Here is a 25,508-nt window from a genome sequence, read left to right as displayed (position 1 = left end):
GGTCGAAGACGCGGGCGCAGCACCCCTCGCGGAGGGGTAAAGGAGTGCCGCAGCCATCGAGGGCGATGGCGCGGGGATGAGTGGAGAGCAGGGCAGCGTGGCAGGAGCACGGACCAAGAAGGACGGCACCGGGACGAACGGCGCCGGGACTCGGCGGCTGGTGATCGTCGAGTCGCCTACTAAGGCCCGCAAGATCGCCCCGTACCTCGGCGGCAACTATGTCGTCGAGTCCTCCGTCGGGCACATCCGCGACCTTCCGCGCGGCGCGGCCGACGTGCCGGCCCAGTACAAGGGCGAGTCGTGGGCGCGCCTCGGCGTGGACATCGACAACGACTTCAAGCCGCTCTACATCGTCACGCCGGACAAGAAGTCCAAGGTCACGGAGCTCAAGGGCCTGCTGAAGGACGTCGACGAGCTCTACCTCGCCACGGACCCCGACCGCGAGGGCGAAGCCATCGCGTGGCACCTGCTCGAGACGCTCAAGCCCAAGGTGCCCGTGCGCCGCATGGTGTTCCACGAGGTCACCGAGCAGGCGATCCGCGCGGCCGCCGACGCGACCCGCGAGCTCGACGTCGACCTCGTCGACGCGCAGGAGACCCGCCGCATCCTCGACCGCCTCTACGGCTACGAGGTCTCGCCGGTGCTGTGGAAGAAGGTCATGCCGAAGCTCTCGGCGGGCCGCGTGCAGTCCGTGGCGACGCGGATCGTGGTCGAGCGTGAGCGGGAGCGCATGCGCTTCACCTCGGCGTCGTACTGGGACATCTCCGCGACGATGGATGCCGGCGAGGACGCTTCGCCGCAGACGTTCCCGGCGCGCCTGGTCGGCGTCGACGGAGCCCGCCTGGCCACCGGCCGCGACTTCGACTCCAACGGCCAGCTCAAGGGCACGGCCAAGGAGATCCGCGTGCTCGGCGAGGCCGCGGCGCAGGCCCTGACGCAGGCGCTGGCCAACCGCGACTTCACCGTGTCCAGCGTCGAGGAGAAGCCGTACACGCGGAAGCCGTACGCGCCCTTCATGACCTCGACGCTGCAGCAGGAAGCAGGCCGCAAGCTGCGCTTCACGTCCGAGCGCACGATGCGGATCGCGCAGAAGCTGTACGAAAACGGCTACATCACCTATATGCGTACCGACTCGACCACGCTGTCGGAGTCGGCGATCTCGGCCGCCCGCAGCCAGGCGACGCAGCTGTACGGCAAGGAGTTCGTGCCGTCTTCGCCGCGGCAGTACACGCGCAAGGTGAAGAACGCGCAGGAAGCCCACGAGGCGATCCGGCCGTCGGGCGAGGTGTTCCGCACGCCGGGCCAGGTCGCGGGCGAGCTGGACTCCGACGAGTTCCGCCTGTACGAGATGATCTGGCAGCGCACGATCGCGTCGCAGATGGCCGACGCGAAGGGCACCACGATGTCGGTGCGCATCGTCGGTACCGCGACGTCGGGTGAGGAGTGCACCTTTGCCGCGTCGGGCCGCACGATCACGTTCGCCGGCTTCCTGAAGGCCTACGTCGAGGCTGTCGACACCGAGGCCGGCGGCGAGGCGGACGACAAGCAGAGCCGCCTGCCGGTGCTGGTGAAGGACCAGGCGCTGACCGCCGCCGACCTGTCGGCCGACGGCCACACCACCTCGCCGCCCGCGCGCTACTCCGAGCCGAGCCTCGTGAGCAAGCTGGAGGAGCTCGGCATCGGCCGCCCGTCGACGTACGCGTCGATCATCAAGACGATCCAGGACCGCGGCTACGTGTGGAAGAAGGGCTCCGCCCTGATTCCCTCGTGGGTCGCGTTCGCGGTGATCGGCCTGATGGAGCGGCACTTCGAACGCCTGGTGGACTACAACTTCACCGCCGGTCTCGAAGACGAGCTCGACCGCATCGCCAACGGCGACGAGCACCGCGTGCAGTGGCTCTCGAAGTTCTACTTCGGCGGCGACTTCGGCGTGGAGGGCTCGGTCGGGCGGCTCGGCGGGCTGAAGAAGCTGGTCGACGGCAGTGTCGAGGGCATCGACGCGCGCGAGATCAACTCGATCCCGCTGTTCAACGACGCCGACGGGCACAAGGTCGTCGTGCGCGTGGGCCGCTACGGGCCGTACCTCGAGCGTGAGGTCGACGGCCAGTCGCAGCGCGCCAACCTGCCCGAGGACCTGCCGCCGGACGAGCTGACGTCGGAGATCGCGGAGAAGCTCTTCGCGACGCCGCAGGAAGGCCGTCAGCTGGGCGTCGACCCGGTGAGCGGGCACGAGATCGTGGCGAAGGAAGGCCGCTTCGGCCCGTACGTCACCGAGGTGCTGCCCGAGGCCGAGCCGCTGCCCGAGGGCGCGACGGCTGCCCAGAAGAAGGCCGCGAAGGCGAAGGCGCCGAAGCCGCGTACGGGCTCGTTGTTCAAGTCGATGACCATCGAGACGATGACGCTCGAGGACGCGCTGAAGCTGCTGTCGCTGCCGCGCGTGGTGGGCAAGGACCCGGAGTCGGGTGACGAGATCACCGCGCAGAACGGGCGCTACGGGCCGTATCTGAAGAAGGGCACGGACTCGCGCTCGATCCAGACCGAGGACCAGCTGTTCTCGATCACGCTGGAAGAGGCGCTGAAGATCTACTCGGAGCCGAAGCAGCGCGGCCGGTCGGCCACGGCGAAGCCGCCGCTGAAGGAGCTCGGCGACGACCCCGTGTCGGGCAAGCCGATGGTGGTCAAGGACGGGCGCTTCGGCCCGTACGTCACCGACGGCGAATACAACGCGACGCTGCGGAAGTCCGACAGCATCGAGGAGCTGACGGCCGAGCGTGGCGCGGAGCTGCTGGCGGAGAAGCGGGCGAAGGGCCCGGCCCCGAAGCGCCGCACCACCACGACGCGCAAGGCGCCGGCGAAGTCCACGGCGGCGAAGTCGGCTTCGGCCACGAAGTCGGCCGCCGCGGCGAAGTCGACGACGGCCAAGAAGGCGCCCGCGAAGAAGGCGAGCGCCGCGAAGGCCAAGTAGCAGGCGGAGTTTCCGTCGGGGCCACCCGAGACGTTTCGGGTGGCCCCTTCTTCGCGTCTGGGGGGCGTATTCGATGCAGGAGACGCGGCGTGCGCGGGCGGCCGTTTCGGTGGTGTTCGCGGTGTGCGGGGCGGCGTTCGCCACGTGGGCCGCGCGGATCCCGGCGGCCCAGGCCCACGCGGGACTGAGCGCGGGGCAGCTGGCGATCGGCCTGTTCGGCCTTGCGGCGGGGTCCGTGGTCTCGCTGGTGGCGGCCGGGCCGTTGCTCACGAAGGTCGGCAGCCGTCGGGGTGTCGTGGTCGGCGCCACGGTGCTGTGCGCGGGCCTGCCGCTGGCCGCGCTGGCAACGAACCTGGTCGCTTTCGTGGGTGCGCTCGTGGTGCTCGGGATGGGCAACAGCCTGCTCGACGTGTCGATGAACGCCCACGCCGCGCGCGTCGAGGAGGCGTACGGGCGGCCGATCTTCGCCGGGTTCCACGCGTTCTGGAACATCGGCGGGCTGCTGGGTTCCGGCGCCGGGGCGCTGCTGGAGCGCGTGCCGATCGGGCTGCACTTCACCGTGACGGGCGTGGTGCTGCTGGTGGTCGCGCTGGCGGCGTCGACGCGGTTCCTGCCGGGCGCCGACCGCGGCCAGGGCGACGCGGCGTTCGCGCTGCCGGGCAAGGCGCTGATCCCGCTCGGGATAATTGCGTTCTGCGGGTTCGTCGCCGAGGGGACGGTGAACGACTGGAGCGCGGTTTACCTGCGGGAGGTCACGGTCGCGTCGGCTGCGTTGGCATCGCTGGGGTACTTCGCGTTCTCGATCACGATGATCGCGGTGCGGGTGGTGGCCGACCGGCTGGTGGAGCGGTTCGGCGTGGTGCCGTTCATGCGGGTGGCGACCTTGGTGACCGTGGCCGGGTTCTTGCTGGTGGTGGCGGTGCCGGTGCCCGGGTTCGCGGTCGCCGGGTTCGCCGTGGTGGGGCTCGGGGTGTCCGGCATGGTGCCCCTGGCGTGGAGCGCGGCGAGCCGCAAGCAGCCTGACGCGCCGGGCCGCGCGATCGCCGCCGTGGCGGCGTGCGGCTACTTCGGCTTCCTCGTCGGCCCGGTCCTCGTCGGTGCCCTGGCCGGCGGCATCGGGCTGCACTGGACTTTGGGCGTGGTCGGGGCGCTGGTGGTGTCGGTGTACTTCCTGGCTCCGACCATGCGGCCGGCCCCGGTTCCGGCCCGCTGACCGACCGTTCGGCGCAACGTCGCGGCGAGTCGAACAAAAGTTCGAAAAATTGTCGGTGCCAGGGTGTTCAATGCAAGGGTGAGTTCAGCGACCGCAGTCTTCGACGTCATCGACGAAGTCATCGCGCCGCTCCGGGCCGAGGTACCGGAGCGGCCGTCGGTGATGGAGTTCTACGACCCGCAGTTCACGGTGCCGCCGGTGCTGGAGGGGGTGGGTGGTTCTGGTTCAGGTGGTTCAGGGCCGCCTGGGGGTCGGGGTCCTCGTGGCTCGGGGTCCCGTGATGGTTCGGGGTTTCCGGGCTCGGGTTCTCGGGGCTCGGGCCCTCGGGGCTCCGGTGGTCCCTTCGGTGGCCGGGGTCCTTCGCGCAGTTCGGGTTCAGGGGGAGATCAGGAGGCCTCTGGAGGTTCGGGCTCCGGTCGATCGGGCTCTCGAGGGGGCTCGAGTGCCGATGGTGGCTCGGGCTTCTTTGGCGGCTTGGAGTCTCAGGGCGGCTCGGGTTCGTCCGGTAGTTCGGGTGGTCGGGGTTCGGAGGGGCCGGGGCCGTCTGGCGCCTGGGACTCTCGGGGCGCCTCTGGACCTGGGGGCAGTGGGGGTTCTCGCGATGGCTCGGGTCGCTCGGGCGAGTCCGGGTCGCGGGGTGACTCGGGAGCTTCCGGGGCCGGCGGCGCTGAGGGCTCGTCGGGTTCTTCGGATTCTTCGGAGTCGGAGGAGCTGAGCCTGGCCGACCAGGTGCGGCAGTCGTTCGGGCCCACGCTGGTGCCGGCGTTGATCGAGGAGATCGAGCAGTACACGCGGTTCGTGGCGGGTATGTCCGAGCTCGGCCTGGTGCCCGAGGGCGAGGTGACGCCGGAGGCCGTCGGGCTCTACCGCGTGCTGCGGGGCGGCTTCATCCGCGGCGTGGTGACCGGCGTCTTCCCAGCGCGCCCGGAGCCGTGGGAAGTCCGCTTCTTCGGCGACGAGGACTACACCACGGTGATGAGCAAGCTGGGCCGTCGCGCGCGGCTGCGTTCCGGCCTGCTCAGCGCCCTGCCGGGCTGGGTGTTCGACGGGTTGCCGGACCGCCCGCCGGGGCCGGGGCCGGCCGTCCGCATCGAGACCGACCGCAGTGGCCTCGTCCCGCGCGCCGCGTGGGGCTCGCTCGACGTCATCCGCGCCGCGGTCGCCCGCCCGCGCCTCGGCACGGTCCTCGTCGACCTGGCCGTCCGCGACGCCGTCCTCGCCGAGTACCCGCACGGCGCCTTCGGCCTCGTCGACAACGACCAGGGCCGCTACCAGTTCCGCGCCGCCGCCCGCCCTGACGGCGGCTGGCTCATGACCTGGCAACCGGCCACTCGCAGCACGGCGGAGGCGTGGATCGTCGAAGCGGTGCGCAACCATGCCTGACCGACACGACGCCCGACCTGGGCATCCGGAGACCGGGAACGGAGGTGATGGCCGCCGGCTTTGAAGGGCGCGTCGCGGCTGAGCCGCTGGAACCAAGCGCGCGCCGCCGCAGCGCTTGGCATGTGCTTCGCGGTCGGCTCGCCGGTGCTGGCCCGGCGGAGTTCGCCGCGCCGGCTCGCGGACGGGCAAGGCGTCCACCTGAACCGGCGCCGCAGAGCCTCGCGGAGCAGGGTTCGCCTGGCGGGCGAGCTCGGCCCCATCGCTGGCCGAACCGGCGGCGCGGACTGGCGTGGAGCGGGGCCAGCCAGGCGGGTCAGCGCGGCCTGATAGCCGGCCGGGACGGAGCGGCCGACTGCCGTCGCGCCGAAAATGGCTCGCCGGGCGGGCGTGCCCGGCCGCATCGTCGGCCGAACCGGCGCTGCCGACCGCCGTCGCGCCTGAAATGGCCCGCCGGGACCCAGTGCGTCAGCCACGATCGATTACGAAGAGTGCCCGATCTCGTGACCGGTATCACCCCTGGACGTCGCTTTCGGCGGTCGACCCGGGTGGCCGTGGCCTGCAAACTGCTGCGGGACCCGTCCGGTCGGTGGCGTGGGCGCGAGCGTTTCTGCGGCCATTGGGCGGATGCGGGAGCCGGTAGTGTCGCCGACACTGGAAGGCGAGGACATTCCGTAGTGAGGTGGTCACCATGAGCACGAGCGGTGGGGCTCCTTTCTTCAATGCCCCCCAAGGCACTCAAAGCGCCCCCGGCATCAATGCCCGCAGCGCCCCGCAGCCGGAGCGCGATGGGACATTGGACGGCAGCATCGGCGGGGAGCGGTTCGCCGATCCGCTCGCCGGGCTGGTCACGGCGGCCGAGGCGGCGCCCGCGGTCGACGAGGCGCGGCCGTTGCCGACCGCGCGGCCCGTGCAGCACGACCCCGAGGCCGTGAAGCGGATGGTCGAGGCCGCGCTGCGGGAGGAGGCCGCGCGTACGCCGCAGCCGATCCGGCCGGCCGAGGAGAAGCCCGACGGTGTGCCGCTCGGGTTGCTGCCGCGGCAGCGGACGTGGCCCACGCGTGCGCCGCAGCTGCTCAAGCGGGTGACGCGGCCCCGGCCGAAGGCGAAAGCCGAGGTCGCCGACGATGACATCGAGGCCGAACTAGCCGAACGGCAGGCCAAAAGGCGTGGTCTGCCGAACATCGGGATGCCGAACCTGGGCCGTCCGTCGACGAGCGCGGCGGGTGTGATCCTCGCGGTCGTGCTGCTCGTCGTGTTCGTCGTGATCGCGCTGTACATGGTGTCGAGCCTGGTCAGCAGTGTGACGGGCCTGTTCAGCTGACGTCGCTCCACCGCCGCCACACCCGGGCCGGTGCCGTGTCCGGATCGGCGATCGGGCTACCCTGACGACACGGTCGGGGGATCCGAAACTGGGTTTCCCGACGCCGCCGTGACGAGTGGGGTGGGCGTATCAGCGAAGGCGTGCGGTCGGTACCCGGCGCCGGATCGGACGGTTCGGCGAGTGCCGAGGCGTCCACGATCCACCGCGTCCGTCGGGTGCTGGCGATCAGACCATTCCGTCGGCTGTGGGGCGTCACGTACCTGTGCAGTGTCGCCGACTGGCTGAACCTGCTCGCTCTCACAGCCCTGAGCACGAAGCTGCTCACCAACTACACCGCGCAGAACTTCGCGTTCGTCGGCGTGGTGCTCACGAACCTGCTGCCCGGCCTGCTGTTCGCGCCCATCGGTGGCCTCCTGGCCGACCGCTTCGACCGCCGCAAGGTGATGATCGTCTGCGACTTCCTGCGCTGCGGTTTCCTGCTGTCGATCGCGATCGTCGGCGCGCCCTGGTGGCTGTTCGTCGCGAACTTCCTCGTCGGCTGCTGCTCGATCATGTGGATCCCGTCGAAGGACGCGGCGGTACCGAACCTGTTGCGCCGCCCGGACCAGGTCGAGACGGCCAACCAGCTCGGCCTCGTGATGACCTACGGCCTCGCCGTGATCACCGCCGCCGGCGCCAACGCGCTCATCCTCGGCGCGAACACCACGTTCCACCTCTTCCAAGGCGCCACGGCCGACCTCTACATCGCGAAGATCGTGGTGGTCATCAACGGCCTGCTGTACTTGACCAGCGGCATCCTCATCGCCACGCGGATTCCCGAGCTGTCGTTGCGCGACGTACACAAACTGCCCGACCAGAAGGTCAAGAACGCCGACGAGGAGAAGTTCGGCCTCGGCGAAATGGTGCGCGACGGCCTGCGCTTCATCAAGAGCACGCCCTTGGTGCGCGGGCTGCTGATCGGCGCGTTCGGAGCGTTCGCCGCGGGCGGGGCCGTGGTCGCTTCGGCCAAGCCGTACTCGTCGTCGCTGCTCGCGGGTGACGCGGCGTTCAACCTGCTGGTCCTCGCCGTGTTCCTCGGCCTCGCCACAGGCATGGCCCTCGCGCCCAAACTCGCGCGGCGGCTGCCGCACGACCGGCTGTTCGGCATCTCGATCGTCGTGGCCGGGCTCTCGCTGGTGATCATCGCGCTGTCGCCGCACCTCGCGATCTCCGTGATCGCCGTGGCGCTGACCGGCTTCTGCGCCGGCATCGCGTTCCTCACCGGCGTCACGATCATCGGCTCGCGGGTCGAAGACGCGATCCGCGGCCGGGTCAACGCGATCTACCAGTCGATGCTGAAGATCGTGCTGTTCGGCTCGACGATCGTCACACCGGCGCTGATCGGCCTGGTCCGGCCGCACCAGATCAACGTGTGGGGCAGCCCCGTCACCATCGACGGCACGCGCCCGGTGATGATCGGCGGCGGCCTGCTCGCGGTGCTGCTCGGCGTGATCGCCTACCGGCAGATGGACGATCGCCGCAGCGAGAAGATCCTCGCTGACCTGCGCAACGCCCTGCGCCGCGCGCCCCGGCGCGTCAACGGATTCCTCATCGCACTCGAAGGCACCACGGCCATCAACACCGCCAGCCAGGCCGCGCGCCTTTCGCGTTGGCTCGGCACCGGCACCCGGCCCGTGGTGCTCGCCGCCGATCCCGCGCTCGACGATCGGCGGTTCCGTTCGCTGATCTCCGACGCGTCGCTCACGGGCGCGCGGGCCCAGGCGCTCGTCGCCGCGGCCGTGCGCGCCGAGCTGGTGGAACGCGAGATCCAGCCGGCGCTCGACGCCGGCTCGGTGGTGGTGATGGAGCGCTTTGTCGACTCGCCGCTGGCGCATCTATGCGCGGTTGCGGGCCTCGACGCCGGCGAGCTCGAAGGCCTGGCCGACTGGGCCACCGGCAAGCTGCGCCCCGACCTCACGGTGCTGCTCGACGCCGAACCGGGCCAGCACGACGAGAACCCGCCGGCGTCGGTCAACGACCAGTGGCGCATGCAGCACCTGCTCGCCGAGATGGCCGCGGCCGACCCCGACCGCTACGTGGTCGTCGACGCCGAAGGCGCCGACGACGAGGTCGCCGCACGCGTCCGCACGGCCGTGCTCGCGGTGTTCGTCGGCCGCCTGTCCGGGCTGGCGCCTTCGGAGCCGGCCGAGCGTCCGGAGCTGGACCACAGCACCCACGCGGTGGCGACGGCCGACGTCGTCGAAGGCGAGTTCGCGGAAGCCGAGCTCGCGCCCGCGCAGGAAGTGTCCGAAGTGGACGCCAAGTGACCGGGCCGATCGGCGTCTGGGCCAAGCTCGTGGGCCAGGAGCCGGCGGTCGAAACGTTGTCATCGGCTTCGACGGCGGCCGCGAAGATCGTGGCGGGGGAGCCTGCTCCGCCGGGCGCGATGACGCACGCCTGGCTGATCACGGGCCCGCCGGGGTCCGGCCGTTCGGTCGCGGCGCGCACGTTCGCGGCCGCGTTGCAGTGCAGCACCGGCACCGGCTGCGGCGCGTGCCCCGGCTGCCGCACGACGATGGCGGGCACTCACGCCGACGTCCGGCTCGTGGTGCCCGAAGGCCTGTCGATCTCGGTCGCCGAGATGCGCGCGCTGGTGCAGGCCGCCGCACGGCGCCCGACCACGGGCGAGTGGCAGATCGTGATCATCGAGGACGCCGACCGGCTCACGGAGGGCGCGTCCAACGCGCTGCTCAAGGCCGTCGAGGAGCCGCCGGAGCGCACGGTGTTCCTGCTGTGCGCGCCGTCGGACCACCCGGACGACGTGTCGGTGACCATCCGCTCACGCTGCCGTGTGGTGACGCTGCGGACGCCGCCGCCCGAGGCCATCGCGCAGGTGCTGGTCGCGCGCGACGGCGTCGATCCCGAGCTCGCGCAGTGGGCCGCGTCGGTCTGCGGCGGCCACGTCGGCCGCGCGCGCCGGCTCGCCACGGACGATTCCGCCCGCCAGCGCCGTGCCACCGTGCTGCGGATCCCGACGGGCCTGCGTCGCCCCGCCGACGTCTTCACCAGCGCCGACCAGCTGATCAGCGCCGCGGAGGCCGACGCCGGCGAGGAGAGCAAGGCCCGCGACGAGAACGAACGCTCCGAGCTGCGCACCGCCATGGGCGGCGACGGCATCGGCAAGGGTGTCGCCGGAGCCAAGCGGGCCGCCGAGGCCGCCGTGAAGCAGCTCGAAAAACGCCAGAAGTCCCGCGCGACCCGCACCCAGCGCGACACGCTCGACCTCGCGCTCGTCGACCTCGCCGGCTTCTACCGCGACGTCCTCGTCACCACCACCCACTCCGGCGCGACCCTCAACCACCCGGACCACGTCGACGACATCCGCGCCGCCGCCGGGGCCTGGACGCCGGAATCCACGCTGCGCCGCCTGGAAGCCGTCCTCGAATGCCGCGAGGCGATCGAGCTGAACGTCAAGCCGCGCATCGCCGTGGAAGCCATGGTGACGACGCTGCGCCAGGGCTGACTGCGCAGCAAACGACAACGGCCGCAGCGGACGACAACGGCCCGGTCACCCACGAAAGGTGACCGGGCCGTTCTCACGAACCCTCGGGGATCAGTCGCGCGGATGTGGTGACGGTTTGCGCGGGGCGTCGTCGGAGTGGAGTTTCACCGGCGCGGTGATCCGGCGGCGGTTGGGGAAAGCCGCGACCATCACGACGCCGAGCAGCAGCATGGCCGTACCCGCCCAGAAGAGCGGCACAGTGTCGTACGCCGTGCCCGTGTACGCGAGGTTCTTGATCGGGCCCTTGGGTGCCGGGCCGCCAGCCGCGGGCGGGGGTGTGGTGGCCGTGCCGCAGACGACGCCGCCGGTGGGGGCGTAGGCGCGGGCGACCTGTTCGCCAAGGGACAGCTGCGCCAGGGACGAAGGGAGGTTGTCGCCGGCGCCGGCGGGGAGCAGGGTCTTCAGGTTCTTCGTCGGGAGCACCTGGAGGTCGAACAGCCGCGCCGAGGCGCCGAGCTGGTAGCCCTTGTACGGCGTCGTCGCGACGGAGCCCTTTTGGTCCAGACCGGCGATCGACAGCCGGAGGACGCCGAGGTCGAGGACGGTGCCCGCGGTGTCGCCGACCTGCTGGATGCCCTTCGTCAGCGTGGACACGAGGCCGCCGACCACGGGGATCGAGTTGAGCTGCCCGAACTTGTCGCTCAGGCCCGCGAGCGGCAGGCCGATCGGGATGTCCTTGGTCGGGTGCGCCGCGTCGAGCGTGTACAGCGTCTTCCCGCCGGCCTCGATGGTCAGCACGGGCGCGGTGTAATCGACCTTCGAGGTCTTCTCGTCGCCGGTCGAGGTGACCGTCAGCGTCGGCTGGCTGGCGACCTTGATCGACAGCTCCAGCGGCGTGCCCTTGAGGATGTCGATGTCGGCGGCCTGCAGCGTCGAGGTCGACTGCACCGCCTTGTTCTTCGACCCCGGAATGTCCACGAGCTTCACCTGCGAACGCGACGCCAGCGTGTTCGGCAGGCTCAGCAGCGAACCGGTGCCGTTGGCCGCGGTCTGGCCACCACCGGACAGCAGGCCGCCGAGGCTCTGCAGGCCCTTGGCCGGGTCGAAGCCCTGCGCGAGCTGCGTGCCCTGCGGCAGGTTCAGTCCACCCTGGCCCAGCAACGGGATCTGCGGCAGCGACGGGATCACGTTCAGCAGCGAAAGGCTCGCCACCGACGTGCTCGCGTCGGCGATCGTGTCCACGCACGGGCCCAGCGAGTCACTCCAGCGGGCGTGCGCGGTGCCGTTCAGCACGCCGATGTTCAGCAGCGGGTTCGACGGCGCGTTGAGCCCACCGGACAGCGGCTGCGGGTTGTCCGGCAGCGCGGTCTGCACCACGGAGCCCGGCGTCTGCGGTGCCTGGCCCCCCACGGCCACCCCGAACGGCGACGCCTGCGCGATCGACTTCTCGTACGCCAGGTACGCCTCGGAGTTCGCCGACGCGCTCGACAGGCCCATCCCGGCTTCCAGCGCAGACTGCTTCGGCAGCGTCTGCCCGTAGCCGGGCAGGATCGTCGACGTCGGCACGGAGTTCGGCAGCAGGCGAAGCACGCCCAGCGCCGTGCCCGCGTCGCCCACCGCGTGGCCGAGCGGCTGCGGCCCGATCGGCGCGGACGCCGGGGGCTGCGACGGGTTCGCCGGCTGCGGGATCGGCGTCGTCGGGATCTCCTGGGCGCTCGCCGGCGCGGCGATGAGCAGCAGCAACGTCGCTGCCGCGGGCAGGGCCACCGTGCGGGGCAGTCTTCGCCGCATGTGCCGAGTCCTCCGGGTAGGCCGATCGGGGAGTGAGACCGAGGTCATAGGACCCTAACGACGCGGCCCCCGCAAGGTGACGCCCACGGCCTCCGCTACACTTGTTCCCGTCGGACGGCGCTAGCCACCCGGCATGCCGCCTTAGCTCAGTCGGCCAGAGCGATTCACTCGTAATGAATAGGTCAGGGGTTCGATTCCCCTAGGCGGCTCCGCAGGTCAGGGCCCATCCGGAACACTTCGGATGGGCCCTGATTCGTTTTCTGGGGACAAAGTGAGGGACTACGGTCCCCGTCGGCCCGATTCGTGAAGTTCACCCGACGAGGTGACGACTAACGACTCCGTTCGGCGAGCAGCTCCAACCCGCCGGGGCCGAGCCGGAGCACCGACGGGACCAGCTCCGTGGTGTCGTGCGGCGAGTTGAGCACCTGCTGCAGCACGTCGTCCGCCAAGCCGGAGTCCTCCCGGACCACGACCATCTCGTCCGGGCAGGTCAGGCCCACGAGCAGGTCACCGGCGCCGAAGTGCGGGGACAGTTGCGAGTACAGGTCGGGCAACGCGACCGCGGACGCGGCCAGCAGCGTCTCCCGGGTCACCGACACCAGCACGTCGTCGCCGGAGGAGCGGACGCCGAGCTTCAGGCCGCGGGTCAGGGCGCCGTACGCGACGTCGAAGAGCTTCTCGACCGGCGCGCCCATCTGCTCCTGCTGGTGTCGGGTCACGTGCTGCATGCCGACCTTGCCCTCCGGCGTCCGCCCCACCGCCGCGACCGTGACCGACAACCGGCCGGGCACGAGCGGCCGGTGCGGCAAGGCGTCGAGCAGCCCGGCGCTGGGCGAGGACGCGCTCCACAGCACGGGCAACAGCTCCTCCGTGCGCTCCTCCTCCTGCTGCTGCCGCGCCGCGTGGGTTTCGGCCATCACGGCGCGAGCTTCGGCGAACGCGCGCTCCCAGCCGTCCGGGCCAGGGCGGGCGAAGCTGTACTTGCAGTCGGCCTTCTTGAAGTTCTTGGCCATGAACTTCTGGTCGGCCGCGGACGGCTCCCATTCGCTGTACACGGCGGAAACCTTCGACGCACGCACCTTGTGCTGCTTGCGCACGCTCGCCCACGCCTGCTCCACGGCGTCGTCGGCCTTCGTGGGCGCGCTCGCCAGCACCGGCTCGGCGAGGCCGGCGACGCGGAAGATGACGAGGTTCTGGGACACGTCGTCGTTCATGGGATCTCCTGGGAGGAAACGGATCTCGGCACGCCGCGTGTGTAGCACGCCGCGGGCCGGCGAGAGGTCGTGATCGGGAAAATGGCGAAGCCGACCACCACGATCTCGAAATGAATAGGTCAGGGGTTCGATTCCCTAGGCGGCTCCAGCACGCAACCAGGGACCTTCCGAACTTCGGAGGGTCCCTGGTTGCGTTCTGTGTCAGCCACCGGGTAGCCGTCCGCCTCGAGCTGATGAAGATATGTCGCGGTCCAGTAGTGCCCTTGCCTGGGTTTTTTCGAGGGGCAGTGTTTCGCGAGTGTCGGCCGTACGGTGGGGAATGCCTGGACCAGGTCGGCCGGATGCTCTTGACCACGTCGTCGTGGTCATGTTCGAGAACCGCTCGTTCGACAATCTTCTCGGGTGTCTGTACGAGCCGGGCGAGGTCGCGGCTTTTGACGGGGTGCGTGGCAAAGGGCTGTCCAACCCGGTTCCAGCGTGGGCCGAGCACCGCGGGGGCGTGGTGCCCTACGGGGTGGCCCAGACCATGGACACCCCGAATCCGGACTCCGGCGAGGAGTATCAGCACGTCAACACCCAGCTGTTCGGGCTCATCGATCCGGCCGGCAACCGCGCTGCCCTGGCCGAGCACATGGTCGCGCCCTACAACGCGCCCGAAGACGGGCGGGCACCCACCATGGACGGCTTCGTCGCGGACTACATCAGCGCGTTTTGGGCCGAGACGGGCCGCGAGCCCAGCTACGACGAGTACGCGCAGATCATGACCGGTTACACGCCGCAGCAGATGCCGGTCGTGTCGGCGCTGGCGCGCGGGTTCGCCACCTTCGACCACTGGTTCGCCGAGGTACCGACCCAGACCTTCGCCAACCGGTCCTTCATGCACGCCGCGACCTCCTCCGGCCTGGTCGTCAACGCCCCATACGCAAATTTCCCGCTGCACAACGCGGCCACGACGGTGTTCGAGCGGCTGGAGTCCGCCGGGCTGTCGTGGCGGGTCTACGTCGATCCGCCGAGCCGGATCCCGTTCACGGGCCTCATCCACGCGCCGCGTCTGCGCGCCCGGTTCGCCTCCCACTTCGCCACCACCGACCGGTTCCTGGAAGACGCGGCGGAGGGGAAGCTGCCGACGTACTCGTTCATCGAGCCCAACCTGTGGCACGGGCACAACGACATGCACCCCCCGATCTCGGCGCTCGTCCCAGGCGCCGCGTTCGATGCGCCCTCCTCGCTTCTCGGCGGTGAGGCGCTGCTGGCGAAGATCTACAACGCGGTCCGCACGGCGTCCTCCCCGGACGGCTCGAACTGCTTCAACACCTTGCTGATGGTCACGTTCGACGAGCACGGCGGGACCTACGACCACGTGCCGCCGCCGGCCGCGACCCCACCCGAGCCGGCCCGCCCGCCGGGGCAGCTGGGCTTCGTCTTCGACCGGCTGGGCGTCCGCGTGCCCGCGATCGCGATCTCGGCCTGGATCCCGCAGCGGACCGTTGTCACCGACGTCCACCACCACACGTCGGTGATCCAGACGCTGCGGCAGCGGTGGAACCTCGGCGCCCCTCTGACCGCACGGGACGCGACCGCGCCGGGCCTGGCGACGGTCCTCAGCCGCGACGAGCCTCGCGCGCCCGAGGACTGGCCCGACGTCCTGCCCCGGCCCGTCCCCGAGTTCCGCGAGAGCCTCGTGCCGGTCGGCGCTCCGCTGTCGCCCCTGGCCAAAGCGCTGTTCCAGGGTTACCTGGCGCTGACCAAACAGCTGGGACAAGCGGTGCCCGACATTCCAGGCGACGCCGAGCTCAGCGGTGGACAGGCGCTGGACATCGTGCACGAGACCGCGGGTGATCTCTTCCCCGGCCTTCGGATGGCGACCAGCCGGTAACCGCGGACCCCACCCTTCACCGGTGTCGAGTGAGCGGGGTCGAAGTCCGTGTTTTGCCGGATGCCCGCCGCCCGCCGCGGCGGTGAGACTCGTGGCGTCCCGGCTCCGGAGCCCCCCGCCAGACAAGACGTCAGGAGCGAACCATGACCACCGATGTGCCCGACGCCGGCACCGACCCGCGCATCGAGCGACGCGTTCGCGAGTTCCTTGCGGAGCTCAACAAGAACCCCGACCCGTTCTGGCTGCTGCCGGGCGAGCAGGTGCGGGCCACGCTCAGCGGACTGCAGGCGACCGTCGACGTCGACCTGAGCGGGGTCGACACCGAGGAACGCGACATCGAGGTCGACGGCGTGCGCACGAAGATCTACGTGCAGCGGCCCGCCGGATCGCAGGAGACCCTGCCCGTGGTGCTGTTCCTGCACGGCGGCGTGTGGATCGCGGGCGACTTCGACAACCACCGCCGCCTCACGCGCGACCTAGTGCTCGCGACGGGGTACGCCGTGGTGTTCGTGGAGTACACCCCGATCCCCGACGCCGTGTTCCCGACGCAGCTCGAAGAGTGCTTCGCCGCGCTGAAGTGGGTTGCGCGCGAAGGCGCTTCGCAGCGGCTGGACGCGTCGCGGCTCGCGGTGGCGGGCAACAGCGTCGGCGGCAACCTGAGCGCGGCGCTCACGATGTACACGCGCGACCACGACGGGCCGCCCATCAAGGCCCAGCTGCTGATGTACCCGGCCACCGACGCGCGCGTCGACACCGCGTCCTACGCCGAGTTCGCCGACGGCCGCTTCCTGCCGCGCGCGTTCATGAAGTTCGGCTGGGACGTCTACGCGCCGGACGAGGCCACGCGCGACAACCCGTATGCGTCGCCGCTTCGGGCCACTGTGGACCAGCTGCGCGGGCTGCCGCCGGCGATCGTCCACACCTCGTCCAACGACGTGCTTCGCGACGAAGGCGTCGCGTACGCGCACAAGCTCGACGAGGCCGGCGTCGACGTGATCTCGGTGCAGTACGTGGGCCAGATCCACGACATGGCCTTGCTGAACCCGATTCACGACGTGCCGAGCACCCGCGCCGAGTTCCGGCACGCGGCCGCGGACCTCAAGCACTTGCTGTCCTGAACCGCACACCTGCCGCCCCTCCGGCGAGGACCGGAGGGGCGGCGCGCGGGTTAGCCTTGCCCTCGGCCGGTCCCCGGACGAGGGAAGTGACCGAGGTGGGCGCACTGCCGGTGGAGGTGACGAGTTTCGTCGGCCGCCGCGAAGAGCTGCGGGCGACGAGGAAGGTGCTCGCCACGGCCCGGCTCGTCACGCTCACCGGCACCGGCGGCGTCGGCAAGACGCGGCTCGCGCTGCGGGCCGCCACCGAGGTGCGCAGCACCTTCGCCGACGGGGTGTGGCTCGTCGAGCTGGCCGCGTTGCGAGATCCGGCGCTGCTCGCGCAGACGATCGGCGCGGCGTTCCGCCTCGGCGACACCGGCGGTGATCCCTCCGCGCGGCTCGTCGACTTCCTGCGTGACAAGCAGCTGTTGCTCGTGCTCGACAACTGCGAGCACCTCGGCCAGGCGCTCGCCGCGCTGGTGCACGAGCTGCTGGTGGCGGTCCCTGACCTGCGCGTGCTCACCACCAGCCGACACGTGCTCGGACTCGACGGGGAACACGTGCTCCCGGTGCCGCCGCTGGCCGTGCCGGCGGTGCGTGACCTCGCGGGCGCGCGGGCGCTCGACGTCGTGAAGCTCTTCGTCGATCGCGCGGCCGCGGTGTGCGCCGGCTTCACCGTCCACAGTGGAAACTGGCCGCAGGTGGTGCAGATCTGCCACCGGCTGGAGGGGATTCCGCTCGCCGTCGAGCTGGCCGCGGGGTGGCTGCGGGTGCTGAGCGTCGACGAGCTCCTGGCTCGGCTCGACGACTTCTTCGCTCTGCTCCGGCGCGGCAGCCCCGTCGTGCCCGCGCGCCATCGGACGCTCGCGGGCACCGTCGAGTGGAGCCACGAGCTGTGCAGCTCGGGCGAACGGCTGCTGTGGGCGCGGCTCGGCGTGTTCGCGGGCGCCTTCGACGTCACGGCCGTGGAGCGCGTGTGCGCCGGCGACGGGATCGAGCGCGACGACGTGCTCGACCTGCTGGCCGGGCTCGTCGGCAGCTCGGTGGTGCAGGCCGAACGGCCGGCCGGCACCACGCGGTTCCGCCTGCTCGAGCCCATCCGGCAGTACGCGCAGGCGAAGCTGCGGGAGCTCGGCCTGTGCGACGAGCTGCGTGACCGGCATCGCGACCACTACCTGCGCCTCGCCGAGCAGGCCGCGCACGACTGGGACCACGGTGCGGAGCAGGCGCTCGTGGCCGCGCGGGTGCGGGCGGACCTGCCGAACCTGCGCGCCGCGCTGGAGCACAGCCTGGCCGGGGAACCGGCCGTCGGCCTGCGGCTGGGGGTGGCGCTGGAGTTCCTGTGGCTGTTCTGCGGGCACGTCGCCGAGGGTGCGCACTGGCTGGAGCGCGCGCTGGCGCTGAACCCCGAGCCGGGTAAGGACCGGGCGCGGGCGTTGTGGATCGTGGCGTCGTCGCTGGCCTTCCGGGGCGGCCGCGAGCAGGCGGTCGCCCTGGGGTGGGAGGCCGAGGCGTGGGCGCTGGAGCACGACGACGCCGACGAGCTGGCCCACGCGCGCCTGGTACTTGGCGGGTGCGCGTTCCTGGGTGGGGACGTCGACCGGGCCGACGAGCTGTTCCGCGAAGCCGAGGTGACGGCCGACGGCGAGGTGCTGCTGCAGATCCTCATGGCCGTCGCGCACACGGCCGTCTGGCGCGACGGCGGCGACGAGGCGCTGGCCGTCGCGTCACGAGGGCTCGCGCTGTGCGGCGAGCAGTTCTCCCGCAGCGGCCTCCTCGGCGTCCGGGGCCTGGCCCACTGGCGGCTTGGTTCGTTCGCGGCCGCCGCCGAGGACCTGACGGCGGCACTGAGCTCGGCCCGGCCGTTCGGCGACGTGCTGGGCGCCGCGAAAGCCCTCGAGTTCCTTGCGTGGACGAGTGCGGCGCTGGGGCAGCCGGACCGCGCGGCCGAGCTGCTGGGCACGGCTTCCGCGGTCTGGCCGCTGGTCGGCGGGCGGCCGATGTACGGGTTCGGCCGGCTGATCGACGTGCACGCGGATTGCGCGGCCGGCATCGCTTCGGCGTTGGGCGCGCGGTTCCGGCCGGCCTACGAGCGCGGTGCGGCCGCGGTGTCCGATCTCGACTCGGCGATCGCGTTCGCGCTGGGCAGCGGGATCCCCGACGAACGCCCGGCCGAGCTGAGCCGCCGCGAGTACGAGGTGGCGCGGCTGGTCGCCGACGGGCTGTCCAACAAGGACATCGCCGGACGACTGGTCATCAGCCGCCGCACGGCCGAGTCGCACGTGGTCCACATCCTCGACAAGCTGGGCTTCCGCTCGCGTTCGCAGATCGCGACGTGGATCACGCGCCGCGCGCGCTGACTCGGCCATCCGGCCTGTGGCTTCGGACCGGAAAGCCGATGCCGGTCGTCCGGGGCCCGGATTGACTCGGTGGCATGAACGAAATCGGGAAAACCGCGATCTGGTTCGCGGCGATCGCGGCGGCATTGGCGACCGTCACCGCGTGCGCGCCGGACGGGCCGGACCACGTCAAGAACGTCTCGTACGACACGGGCGCGATCGGCAAGGCCGACACCGACGCGCGCCTGCCGTCCTGGATCCCCGACGACGCGACGGCTGTCACGGAGGTCATCCGCACCACCGGGTCCGAACGGATCTTGCACTACACCCCGGGTGCCTCGGGCTTGCCCGCGACGTGCGTCAAGGGCCCCGCGGCGGCGACCCGCGCGACCCTGTCGGCCGACTGGTGGCCCGCCGGCCAGGAGCACCGCACCGACCGCGTCTGCGACACCGACTGGCACGTCATCGCCGACCAGGGTCTGATCTACGCCTACAAACCGGAGACGATCGACCAGCGTCGCTGAGGGCCACATAAAAGACGGATCGGGCTGCCGAGGCGTGATGCCCGGCAGCCCGATCCGTGGTGTCCGAAGTGGTCAGTCCTCCGGCGGGGTCAGCTCGATCACCGTGGCGGAGGCTTCGCCGCGCGGGGTGCGGTAGGTGATCTTGTCGCCCGCCTTGGCGCCGACCAGGGCGAGGCCCAGCGGGCTGTCCGAAGTCAGCGAGTCGACGTCCTCGCCTGGGATGGTGACGACGTTGAGCACTTCCTCGTCACCGTCGGCGAAGCGCAGCGAGACGCGCGTGCCGTCGGGGAGCAGATTGCTGTTGTAGGCGCCGTGTTCGAGCTTGGCGGCGACGTCGGAGATCTGGCGCTCCAGCCGTGCGGCGGCCTCGGCCCGGTCGATCACGTCGGCCTGGTCGGCCGCGTCCCCTGTGCGTTCCTGCTCGCCGAGCTGCGGTGCGAGCGCCGCCCGTTGTGCGCGCAGATCGGCTATTTCCTTCTCCAGCTGGCGGCGCGCCGCCTCGCTGAGCCCCTTGTCCCCTGAGATCACCATGCCGGGCATTGTCCGCTGTGCGGACCGGGGTGGCCAATCCGCTTTTTCACCCGAGAGGGCACGATGGGACGTCTGCCCTAGGATTCGGGCCTGTCGTCCTGAATAACGTAACGAGGATCACCGTGACCGCCGTACCCGGCCGCAGCGCGCAGCTGTCGCCCAACCAGCTGCAGAAGCAGGAGCAGATCGTCGAGGCCGCACGAGTCGTGCTCGCCAGAGACGGGCTCGCCGGGTGCACGGTACGCGCGATCGCCGACGCGGGGCCGCTCACGAAAAGCGCGATCCACTACTACTTCGCCGATATCGACGTGCTCATCGACCGCGCGATGGCCGCCCACATCACCACGTTCGCCACGGACCTGCGCGCCGTCGGGGAGAAGTTCGCCGACCCGCGCGAGCGCCTGTTCGAGGTGACCAAGGCGTACCTGGCGGAGTTCGCGGAGCGGCCCAACGGCGCGTTCCTCTGGTTCGAGTACTGGATCGCGGCCGGGCGCGCGCAGCACCCGCAGGCGATCGACGCGATGCTGACGTCGATCACCGAGCTGTTCGCGGAGCTGCTGGCGCCGCTCGACGTCGACGACCCGCGGGCGCGCGCCCGCGCGCTGCTGAGCTACCTGCTCGGCGCCGTGGTGCAGCAGCGGGTGCGGCCGCGGCCGTTCGAGAGCCTGCGCGGCGACGTCGAGGCGCTCTGCTTCGCCGGTTATCGCTGACGCCGCTTAGGGTGCTGGCATGCCTCTGTTCTCCTTCGAGGGCGCCAGCCCGCAGGTCCACCCGGACGCCTGGATCGCCCCCACCGCCACCCTGATCGGCGACGTGACCGTCGAGAAGGACGCATCGGTTTGGTACGGCGCCGTGATCCGCGCCGACTTCGGGCCGATCGTGATCCGCGAGGGCGCGAACGTGCAGGACAACTCGGTGATCCACTGCGGCGGCACGCTGACGGAGATCGGAAAGAACGTGACCGTCGGGCACCAGTGCCTGGTCCACGACTGCACGATCGGCGAGCAGGCGCTGATCGGCAACGGGTCGACGGTGCTCGACAGGTCCGTGATCGGAGCGCGGTCGCTGATCGCTGCGGGCTCGACCGTGACGCCCGGCACGGAGGTCCCCGAGGAAGTGATCGCGATGGGCAGCCCGGCCAAGAAGTTCGTGCCGCTCACCGACTCGGCGCGGATGTGGGTGGAGCACAACGCCGGGATCTACCAGGACCTCGCGCGACGGCACCGGGAGGGCTCCAAGCCCGTCTGACGTGCACTAAACTCCGGCACGCAGCTGCGACTGGCGCCATCAGAGGTGGAGCACCACCGGGAAGCGACGACGAGGCCGGCACCGCGCGCCTGGGTGCCCGGCCGGTTTAGAGCCGGAGACGTGATGACACATCAGCCCGCCCTTTCCACGCTCGCCGCCGCCGACCCGCAAATCGCCGGGCTCGTCGAGGACGAAGCGAAGCGCCAGCACGACAAGATCCGCCTGATCGCGTCGGAGAACTACGTCTCGCGCGCGGTGCTCGAGGCCACCGGCACCGTGCTCACCAACAAGTACTCCGAGGGCTACGCCGGCAAGCGCTACTACGAGGGCCAGCAGTTCATCGACCCCATCGAGAACCTGGCGATCGAGCGCGCGAAGGCTGTGTTCGGCGTGGACCACGCCAACGTGCAGCCGTACTCCGGCTCCCCGGCCAACCTCGCCGTGTACCTGGCCTTCGCCCAGCCCGGCGACACCGTGCTCGGCATGGCCCTGCCCGACGGTGGCCACCTGACTCACGGCTGGTCCGTGTCCGCGACGGGCAAGTGGTTCAACCCGGTCCGCTACGGCGTGCGCAAGGAAACCGGCCGCGTCGACTTCGACCAGGTGCGCGACCTGGCTCTGGAGCACCGGCCGAAGCTGATTTTCTGTGGTGGCACAGCCATTCCGCGGACGATCGACTTCCCGCGCTTCGCGGAAATCGCGCGCGAGGTCGACGCCGTCCTGGTGGCCGACATCGCCCACATCGCCGGCCTCATCGCGGGCGGCGCGCACCCGTCGCCGGTGGGCCACGCCGGTGTTATCACGACCACCACGCACAAAACCCTGCGCGGCCCGCGTGGCGCGATGATCATGTCGGACGCTGCTCACGCCAAGGCGATCGACAAGGCCGTGTTCCCCGGTCTGCAGGGCGGCCCCCACAACCACACGACGGCGGCCATCGCCGTTGCGCTGGGGGAAGCGCAGCAGCCTTCGTTCGCTACTTACGCGCAGACGATCGTGGCGAACGCCGCTGCGTTGGCTTCGGCCTTGCTCGACCGAGGCTACGACCTCGTCTCCGGCGGCACGGACAACCACCTGCTGCTGATCGACCTGACGAACAAGAACGTGGCCGGCAAGCCTGCTGCCCAGGCCCTGGACCGCGCCGGGATCGAGCTGAACTACAACACGGTGCCGTTCGACCCGCGCAAGCCGTTCGACCCGTCGGGCATCCGGCTGGGCACCTCGGCCATCACGACGCGCGGGTTGCTGCCGGAGCACCAGGTGCAGGTGGCGGAGTGGATCGACCGCACGGTGGTCGCGGCAAGTGCTTCTGCTTCTCCGGAGGCGGAGTTGGACCGGATCGCTGCTGAGATCCGGGAGTTTCTGACGCCGTTCCCGATTCCGGGTTACGTCGCCTGACGCTGCTTTCGCTGAGCGAACGGTCCCCTCGCGCGTGGTTGTTGGTGCGGGGGGACCTTTTGCGCTGTGGCGGCGGTGCGAGGGGTGTTTCGTGCGGCGTCGACGGGCGAGGGGACCGCTCGCGTTGTGGGTCTGGTGCGAGTGGGCCTCTGGTGCTGTGTCGGCGCGGCGAGGGGACCATTCGCGCTGTGCGTTCGGTGCGATGCGAGGGGTCCTCTTGTGCCGGGCCCGTGCTGCGACGGGACCTTTCACGCCGCGTGCTTGGCGCGAGAGTGCCTTTCGCGCCGCGGACGTGGCGTGGGGGGATCGTTCGTGAGGGTGTCGGCGTCGCGAGGGGACCTTTCGCGTGGCGAACGGACCCGCCGGCGCCCGAGGGCGGAGCCGTCGCGATCGGGGCGTGGCCGGCTGCGCGCGATGATGATCCAATGTCGCCTCTGTTCCTGCCGACCGAGCTCGTCGTGCGGTACCGCGCCGTCGACCGGGAGCTGGTCGGGTCCGCGTTGGTCGATACGCCGCGCCACCTGGACGAGCTGACCGGGGATATCGCGCGGCGGGGGATTCTGACGCCGCTCAGGCTGGGGTTCAACGAGGAGTTCGGAGTCCTCGACGGCAATCACCGCATCGCCGTGGCGGTGCGGCTTGGGCTTGCCGAGGTGCCCGTGGCGCTGAGGAGCGAGCCCCGAAGCCCCCGGCCGGGCCACGCGCAGCCGATGCGTGAAGCCGACTTCGCCCAGCTTGAGGCCCACCTCTAACTCCCTGCGACCAGCGTCACACCTTATTTACTTGCCTCATGCAAGCTTCCCGGGAACAGTTGCACCCTGAAAGTAGTTGATGGATACAAGCAACTGCTCGACCGGACTTGAGGGAGTACCAAGATGACCGCCACCATCACCGCGGAAGGGGGCACCGGCAAGCTGTCGCACCGGCAGATCCTCACCGTGCTGTCCGGGCTGATGCTCGGCATGTTCCTGGCCGCGCTGGACCAGACCATCGTGTCGTCGGCGATGAAGACGATCGCGGACGAGCTGCACGGCCAGAGCCTGCAGGCGTGGGCCACCACGGCCTACCTGATCACCGCGACGCTCTCGACGCCGCTCTACGGCAAGCTGTCCGACCTGTTCGGGCGCAAACCCATGTACCTCACGGCGATCTCGCTGTTCCTCGCCGGCTCGCTGGCCAGCGGGTTCGCGAGCTCGATGTACGAGCTTGCCGCGTTCCGCGCGTTCCAGGGTCTCGGTGCCGGTGGGCTGATGTCGCTGGCGCTGGCGATCATCACGGACATCACGGCGCCGCGCGAGCGCAGCAAGTACCAGGGCTACTTCATGGCCGTGTTCGGCATCTCGAGCGTGGCGGGACCGGTCGTCGGCGGGTTCTTCGCGGGGCTGGACTCCTTCGCGGGCGTCACGGGCTGGCGCTGGGTCTTCCTGGTCAACGTCCCGATCGCCCTGGCCGCGCTGGTCGTGGTGAGCAAGGTGCTGAACCTCCCGCACACCCGCGTGCAACAGCGCGTGGACTTCCTCGGCGCCGGCGCGCTGACGCTGGGCCTGGTGCCGCTGCTGGTCGTCGCCGAGCAGGGGCGCGAGTGGGGCTGGGGTTCGCCCGCGTCGCTCGGCATGTACGCGATCGGGCTCGTCGGGGTCGTCCTGTTCATCCTGCAGGAACGCCGGATGGGCGACGCGGCTCTGCTGCCGTTGCGGCTGTTCCGCCGGCCGGTGTTCCGGGTGGCCACGCTGGTCACGGTGATCCAGGGCGCGGGCATGTTCGGCGCGATGATGTCGCTGCCGCTGTACCTGCAGATCGTGAAGGGCGCGACGCCGACGCAGGCGGGCCTGCAGATGCTGCCGCTCACCCTCGGGATCATGGTCGCGAGCCTCGGCTCCGGCGCGGTGATCTCGCGGACCGGCCGCTACAAGGTCTTCGCCGTGGCCGGTCTGGGGCTGATGGCGGCGGCGCTGTTCGGGCTGTCGACGATCGGCGCGGCCACGCCGCTGGGCGTCGTGATGGCGATCGCGTTCGTGATCGGCCTGGGCCTCGGCGCCTCGATGCAGACGCTGCAGCTCGCCGCGACCAACGACGTCGCCCCGCAGGACATCGGCGTCGCGACCTCGTCGGCGACGTTCTTCCGCCAGATCGGCGGCACGGCGGGGACCGCGGTGTTCCTCTCGATCCTGTTCGGCACGGTCGGTGACCGGATCGCGGCGGCGGTGCGCTCGGCGATGGCGACCCCGTCGTATGTCGCGGCACTCGCCCAGCACCCGGAGTTCGCGCAGCAGATGGCGAACGGCGGCGTCGACGTGAACGACACCTCGTTCCTCGCCCACCTCGACCCGGTGCTGGCCCGCCCGATCCTCGACGGGTTCGCCGGCTCGATGAGCACGGTGTTCCTGGTCGGCGGGATCGTGCTGACGGTCGGGTTCGCCCTGGTCTGGCTCCTCAAGGAGAAGCCGCTTTCGGACAAGTCGGCGATGGAGCAGCGCTCGGAGCAGGAAGCGCTCGCGCTGGCGCACTGAAATAGATCAACGCTGAGACAGATCAAAGAACGGGCCGTTCACCCCAGCTCGGGGTGAACGGCCCGTTCGCGCGTTCTCGGTCGCTCTCAGTGAGCGGGACCGTCGACCTCTTCCTTCGCCAGCCGGTCCTGCTCCCGCTGGTACGACCGCGAAATCTCGGCCTCGGCCTCCGCACGCCCCACCCACGACGAACCCTCGACGCTCTTGCCCGGCTCGAGGTCCTTGTAGACCTCGAAGAAGTGCTGGATCTCGAGCTTGTGGAACTCGTTGAGGTGGTGGATGTCGCGCAGGTGCTCAAGGCGCGGGTCGTTGGTCGGGATGGCCAGCACCTTGTCGTCCGGACCCTTTTCGTCGGTCATGCGGAACATGCCGATGGCGCGGCAGCGGATCAGGCAGCCCGGGAACGTCGGCTCCTGCACCAGCACGAGCACGTCGAGCGGGTCGCCGTCCTGGCCGAGCGTGTCGTCGATGAAGCCGTAGTCCGCCGGGTACTGCGTCGCCGTGAACAAGGTCCGGTCCAGCTTGATGCGACCTGTCTTGTGGTCGACCTCGTACTTGTTGCGCTCCCCCTTGGGGATTTCGATCGTGACGTCGAACTCCACGGCCGTCCTCGCTGC

General features: G+C 70.6%; 19 protein-coding genes, 1 tRNA gene and 1 pseudogene. 17 read left to right on the top strand and 4 right to left on the bottom strand.

What is annotated here, in order from left to right; translation table 11 throughout:
- Nucleotides 1–76 precede the first annotated feature (76 nt).
- The 7 genes and pseudogenes from topA (at nucleotide 77) to ABZU76_RS11280 (ending at nucleotide 10,384) form a co-directional block, all read left to right on the top strand.
- Nucleotides 77–2,965 carry a type I DNA topoisomerase gene (gene topA / locus ABZU76_RS11310; RefSeq protein ID WP_354867529.1) on the top strand — a complete coding sequence of 963 codons (2,889 nt, stop codon included), beginning with the start codon at nucleotides 77–79 and terminating at the stop codon, nucleotides 2,963–2,965.
- A gap of 73 nt (nucleotides 2,966–3,038) precedes the next feature.
- The gene (locus tag ABZU76_RS11305) at nucleotides 3,039–4,178 is read left to right on the top strand and encodes an MFS transporter (RefSeq protein WP_354867527.1); all 1,140 of its coding nucleotides are present in this window, start codon (nucleotides 3,039–3,041) and stop codon (nucleotides 4,176–4,178) included.
- A gap of 78 nt (nucleotides 4,179–4,256) precedes the next feature.
- Nucleotides 4,257–4,382, top strand: a pseudogene (locus tag ABZU76_RS11300) (ESX secretion-associated protein EspG); the annotation flags it as partial.
- Between the two features lie 525 nt (nucleotides 4,383–4,907).
- The gene (locus ABZU76_RS11295; protein ID WP_354867631.1) at nucleotides 4,908–5,561 is read left to right on the top strand and encodes an ESX secretion-associated protein EspG; all 654 of its coding nucleotides are present in this window, start codon (nucleotides 4,908–4,910) and stop codon (nucleotides 5,559–5,561) included.
- Between the two features lie 688 nt (nucleotides 5,562–6,249).
- Nucleotides 6,250–6,882, top strand: coding sequence for a hypothetical protein (locus ABZU76_RS11290; RefSeq protein WP_354867525.1), 633 nt, complete (start codon nucleotides 6,250–6,252; stop codon nucleotides 6,880–6,882).
- Nucleotides 6,883–7,022: 140 nt separating this feature from the next.
- The gene (locus tag ABZU76_RS11285) at nucleotides 7,023–9,188 is read left to right on the top strand and encodes a dTMP kinase (RefSeq protein WP_354867523.1); all 2,166 of its coding nucleotides are present in this window, start codon (nucleotides 7,023–7,025) and stop codon (nucleotides 9,186–9,188) included.
- Nucleotides 9,185–10,384: a DNA polymerase III subunit delta' gene (locus ABZU76_RS11280; protein ID WP_354867521.1), complete on the top strand. Its 1,200-nt coding sequence runs from the start codon at nucleotides 9,185–9,187 to the stop codon at nucleotides 10,382–10,384. The genes ABZU76_RS11285 and ABZU76_RS11280 overlap by 4 nt, the downstream gene beginning before the upstream one ends.
- A gap of 90 nt (nucleotides 10,385–10,474) precedes the next feature.
- Here ABZU76_RS11280 and ABZU76_RS11275 read toward each other — a convergent pair whose 3' ends face one another.
- Complete coding sequence (locus ABZU76_RS11275; protein ID WP_354867519.1) at nucleotides 10,475–12,154, bottom strand: hypothetical protein; 1,680 nt, start codon at nucleotides 12,152–12,154, stop codon at nucleotides 10,475–10,477.
- Between the two features lie 135 nt (nucleotides 12,155–12,289).
- On the opposite strand from ABZU76_RS11275, the gene ABZU76_RS11270 reads away from it, so the two are divergent.
- Nucleotides 12,290–12,363, top strand: a tRNA-Thr gene (locus tag ABZU76_RS11270).
- 120 nt (nucleotides 12,364–12,483) lie between these two features.
- Here ABZU76_RS11270 and ABZU76_RS11265 read toward each other — a convergent pair.
- Nucleotides 12,484–13,368, bottom strand: coding sequence for a hypothetical protein (locus ABZU76_RS11265; RefSeq protein WP_354867517.1), 885 nt, complete (start codon nucleotides 13,366–13,368; stop codon nucleotides 12,484–12,486).
- Nucleotides 13,369–13,687: 319 nt separating this feature from the next.
- Here ABZU76_RS11265 and ABZU76_RS11260 point away from each other — a divergent pair, with 319 nt between their 5' ends.
- The 4 genes from ABZU76_RS11260 (at nucleotide 13,688) to ABZU76_RS11245 (ending at nucleotide 19,204) form a co-directional block, all read left to right on the top strand.
- Nucleotides 13,688–15,244 carry an alkaline phosphatase family protein gene (locus tag ABZU76_RS11260; protein ID WP_354867515.1) on the top strand — a complete coding sequence of 519 codons (1,557 nt, stop codon included), beginning with the start codon at nucleotides 13,688–13,690 and terminating at the stop codon, nucleotides 15,242–15,244.
- A gap of 143 nt (nucleotides 15,245–15,387) precedes the next feature.
- Nucleotides 15,388–16,362: an alpha/beta hydrolase gene (locus tag ABZU76_RS11255; protein ID WP_354867513.1), complete on the top strand. Its 975-nt coding sequence runs from the start codon at nucleotides 15,388–15,390 to the stop codon at nucleotides 16,360–16,362.
- Nucleotides 16,363–16,448: 86 nt separating this feature from the next.
- Nucleotides 16,449–18,701 carry a LuxR C-terminal-related transcriptional regulator gene (locus tag ABZU76_RS11250; protein ID WP_354867511.1) on the top strand — a complete coding sequence of 751 codons (2,253 nt, stop codon included), beginning with the start codon at nucleotides 16,449–16,451 and terminating at the stop codon, nucleotides 18,699–18,701.
- 74 nt (nucleotides 18,702–18,775) lie between these two features.
- Nucleotides 18,776–19,204: a hypothetical protein gene (locus ABZU76_RS11245; protein ID WP_354867509.1), complete on the top strand. Its 429-nt coding sequence runs from the start codon at nucleotides 18,776–18,778 to the stop codon at nucleotides 19,202–19,204.
- 72 nt (nucleotides 19,205–19,276) lie between these two features.
- Here ABZU76_RS11245 and ABZU76_RS11240 read toward each other — a convergent pair whose 3' ends face one another.
- The gene (locus ABZU76_RS11240; RefSeq protein ID WP_220244822.1) at nucleotides 19,277–19,735 is read right to left on the bottom strand and encodes a GreA/GreB family elongation factor; all 459 of its coding nucleotides are present in this window, start codon (nucleotides 19,733–19,735) and stop codon (nucleotides 19,277–19,279) included.
- A gap of 122 nt (nucleotides 19,736–19,857) precedes the next feature.
- On the opposite strand from ABZU76_RS11240, the gene ABZU76_RS11235 reads away from it, so the two are divergent.
- The 5 genes from ABZU76_RS11235 to ABZU76_RS11215 all read left to right on the top strand — a co-directional run bounded on the left by ABZU76_RS11235 (nucleotide 19,858) and on the right by ABZU76_RS11215 (nucleotide 24,891).
- Nucleotides 19,858–20,445: a TetR family transcriptional regulator gene (locus ABZU76_RS11235; protein WP_354867506.1), complete on the top strand. Its 588-nt coding sequence runs from the start codon at nucleotides 19,858–19,860 to the stop codon at nucleotides 20,443–20,445.
- A gap of 19 nt (nucleotides 20,446–20,464) precedes the next feature.
- Nucleotides 20,465–20,983, top strand: coding sequence for a gamma carbonic anhydrase family protein (locus ABZU76_RS11230; protein ID WP_220244820.1), 519 nt, complete (start codon nucleotides 20,465–20,467; stop codon nucleotides 20,981–20,983).
- A 123-nt stretch (nucleotides 20,984–21,106) separates the two neighbouring features.
- Complete coding sequence (gene glyA, locus ABZU76_RS11225; protein WP_354867503.1) at nucleotides 21,107–22,381, top strand: serine hydroxymethyltransferase; 1,275 nt, start codon at nucleotides 21,107–21,109, stop codon at nucleotides 22,379–22,381.
- A gap of 425 nt (nucleotides 22,382–22,806) precedes the next feature.
- The gene (locus tag ABZU76_RS11220) at nucleotides 22,807–23,133 is read left to right on the top strand and encodes a ParB N-terminal domain-containing protein (protein WP_354867500.1); all 327 of its coding nucleotides are present in this window, start codon (nucleotides 22,807–22,809) and stop codon (nucleotides 23,131–23,133) included.
- A 123-nt stretch (nucleotides 23,134–23,256) separates the two neighbouring features.
- On the top strand, nucleotides 23,257–24,891 hold the full coding sequence (locus ABZU76_RS11215) for an MDR family MFS transporter (protein WP_220244817.1): 1,635 nt from the start codon (nucleotides 23,257–23,259) through the stop codon (nucleotides 24,889–24,891).
- An 86-nt stretch (nucleotides 24,892–24,977) separates the two neighbouring features.
- Here ABZU76_RS11215 and ABZU76_RS11210 read toward each other — a convergent pair whose 3' ends face one another.
- Nucleotides 24,978–25,493, bottom strand: coding sequence for an inorganic diphosphatase (locus tag ABZU76_RS11210; RefSeq protein ID WP_326566764.1), 516 nt, complete (start codon nucleotides 25,491–25,493; stop codon nucleotides 24,978–24,980).
- Between the last annotated feature and the right edge of the window lie 15 nt (nucleotides 25,494–25,508).

Origin of the sequence: Amycolatopsis sp. NPDC005232, assembly GCF_040607795.1 — a bacterium.
In the GTDB taxonomy this organism is placed as follows: domain Bacteria; phylum Actinomycetota; class Actinomycetes; order Mycobacteriales; family Pseudonocardiaceae; genus Amycolatopsis.
Note: the sequence above shows the minus strand (reverse complement) of the source record. Positions and strands in the feature narration are given on the sequence as shown.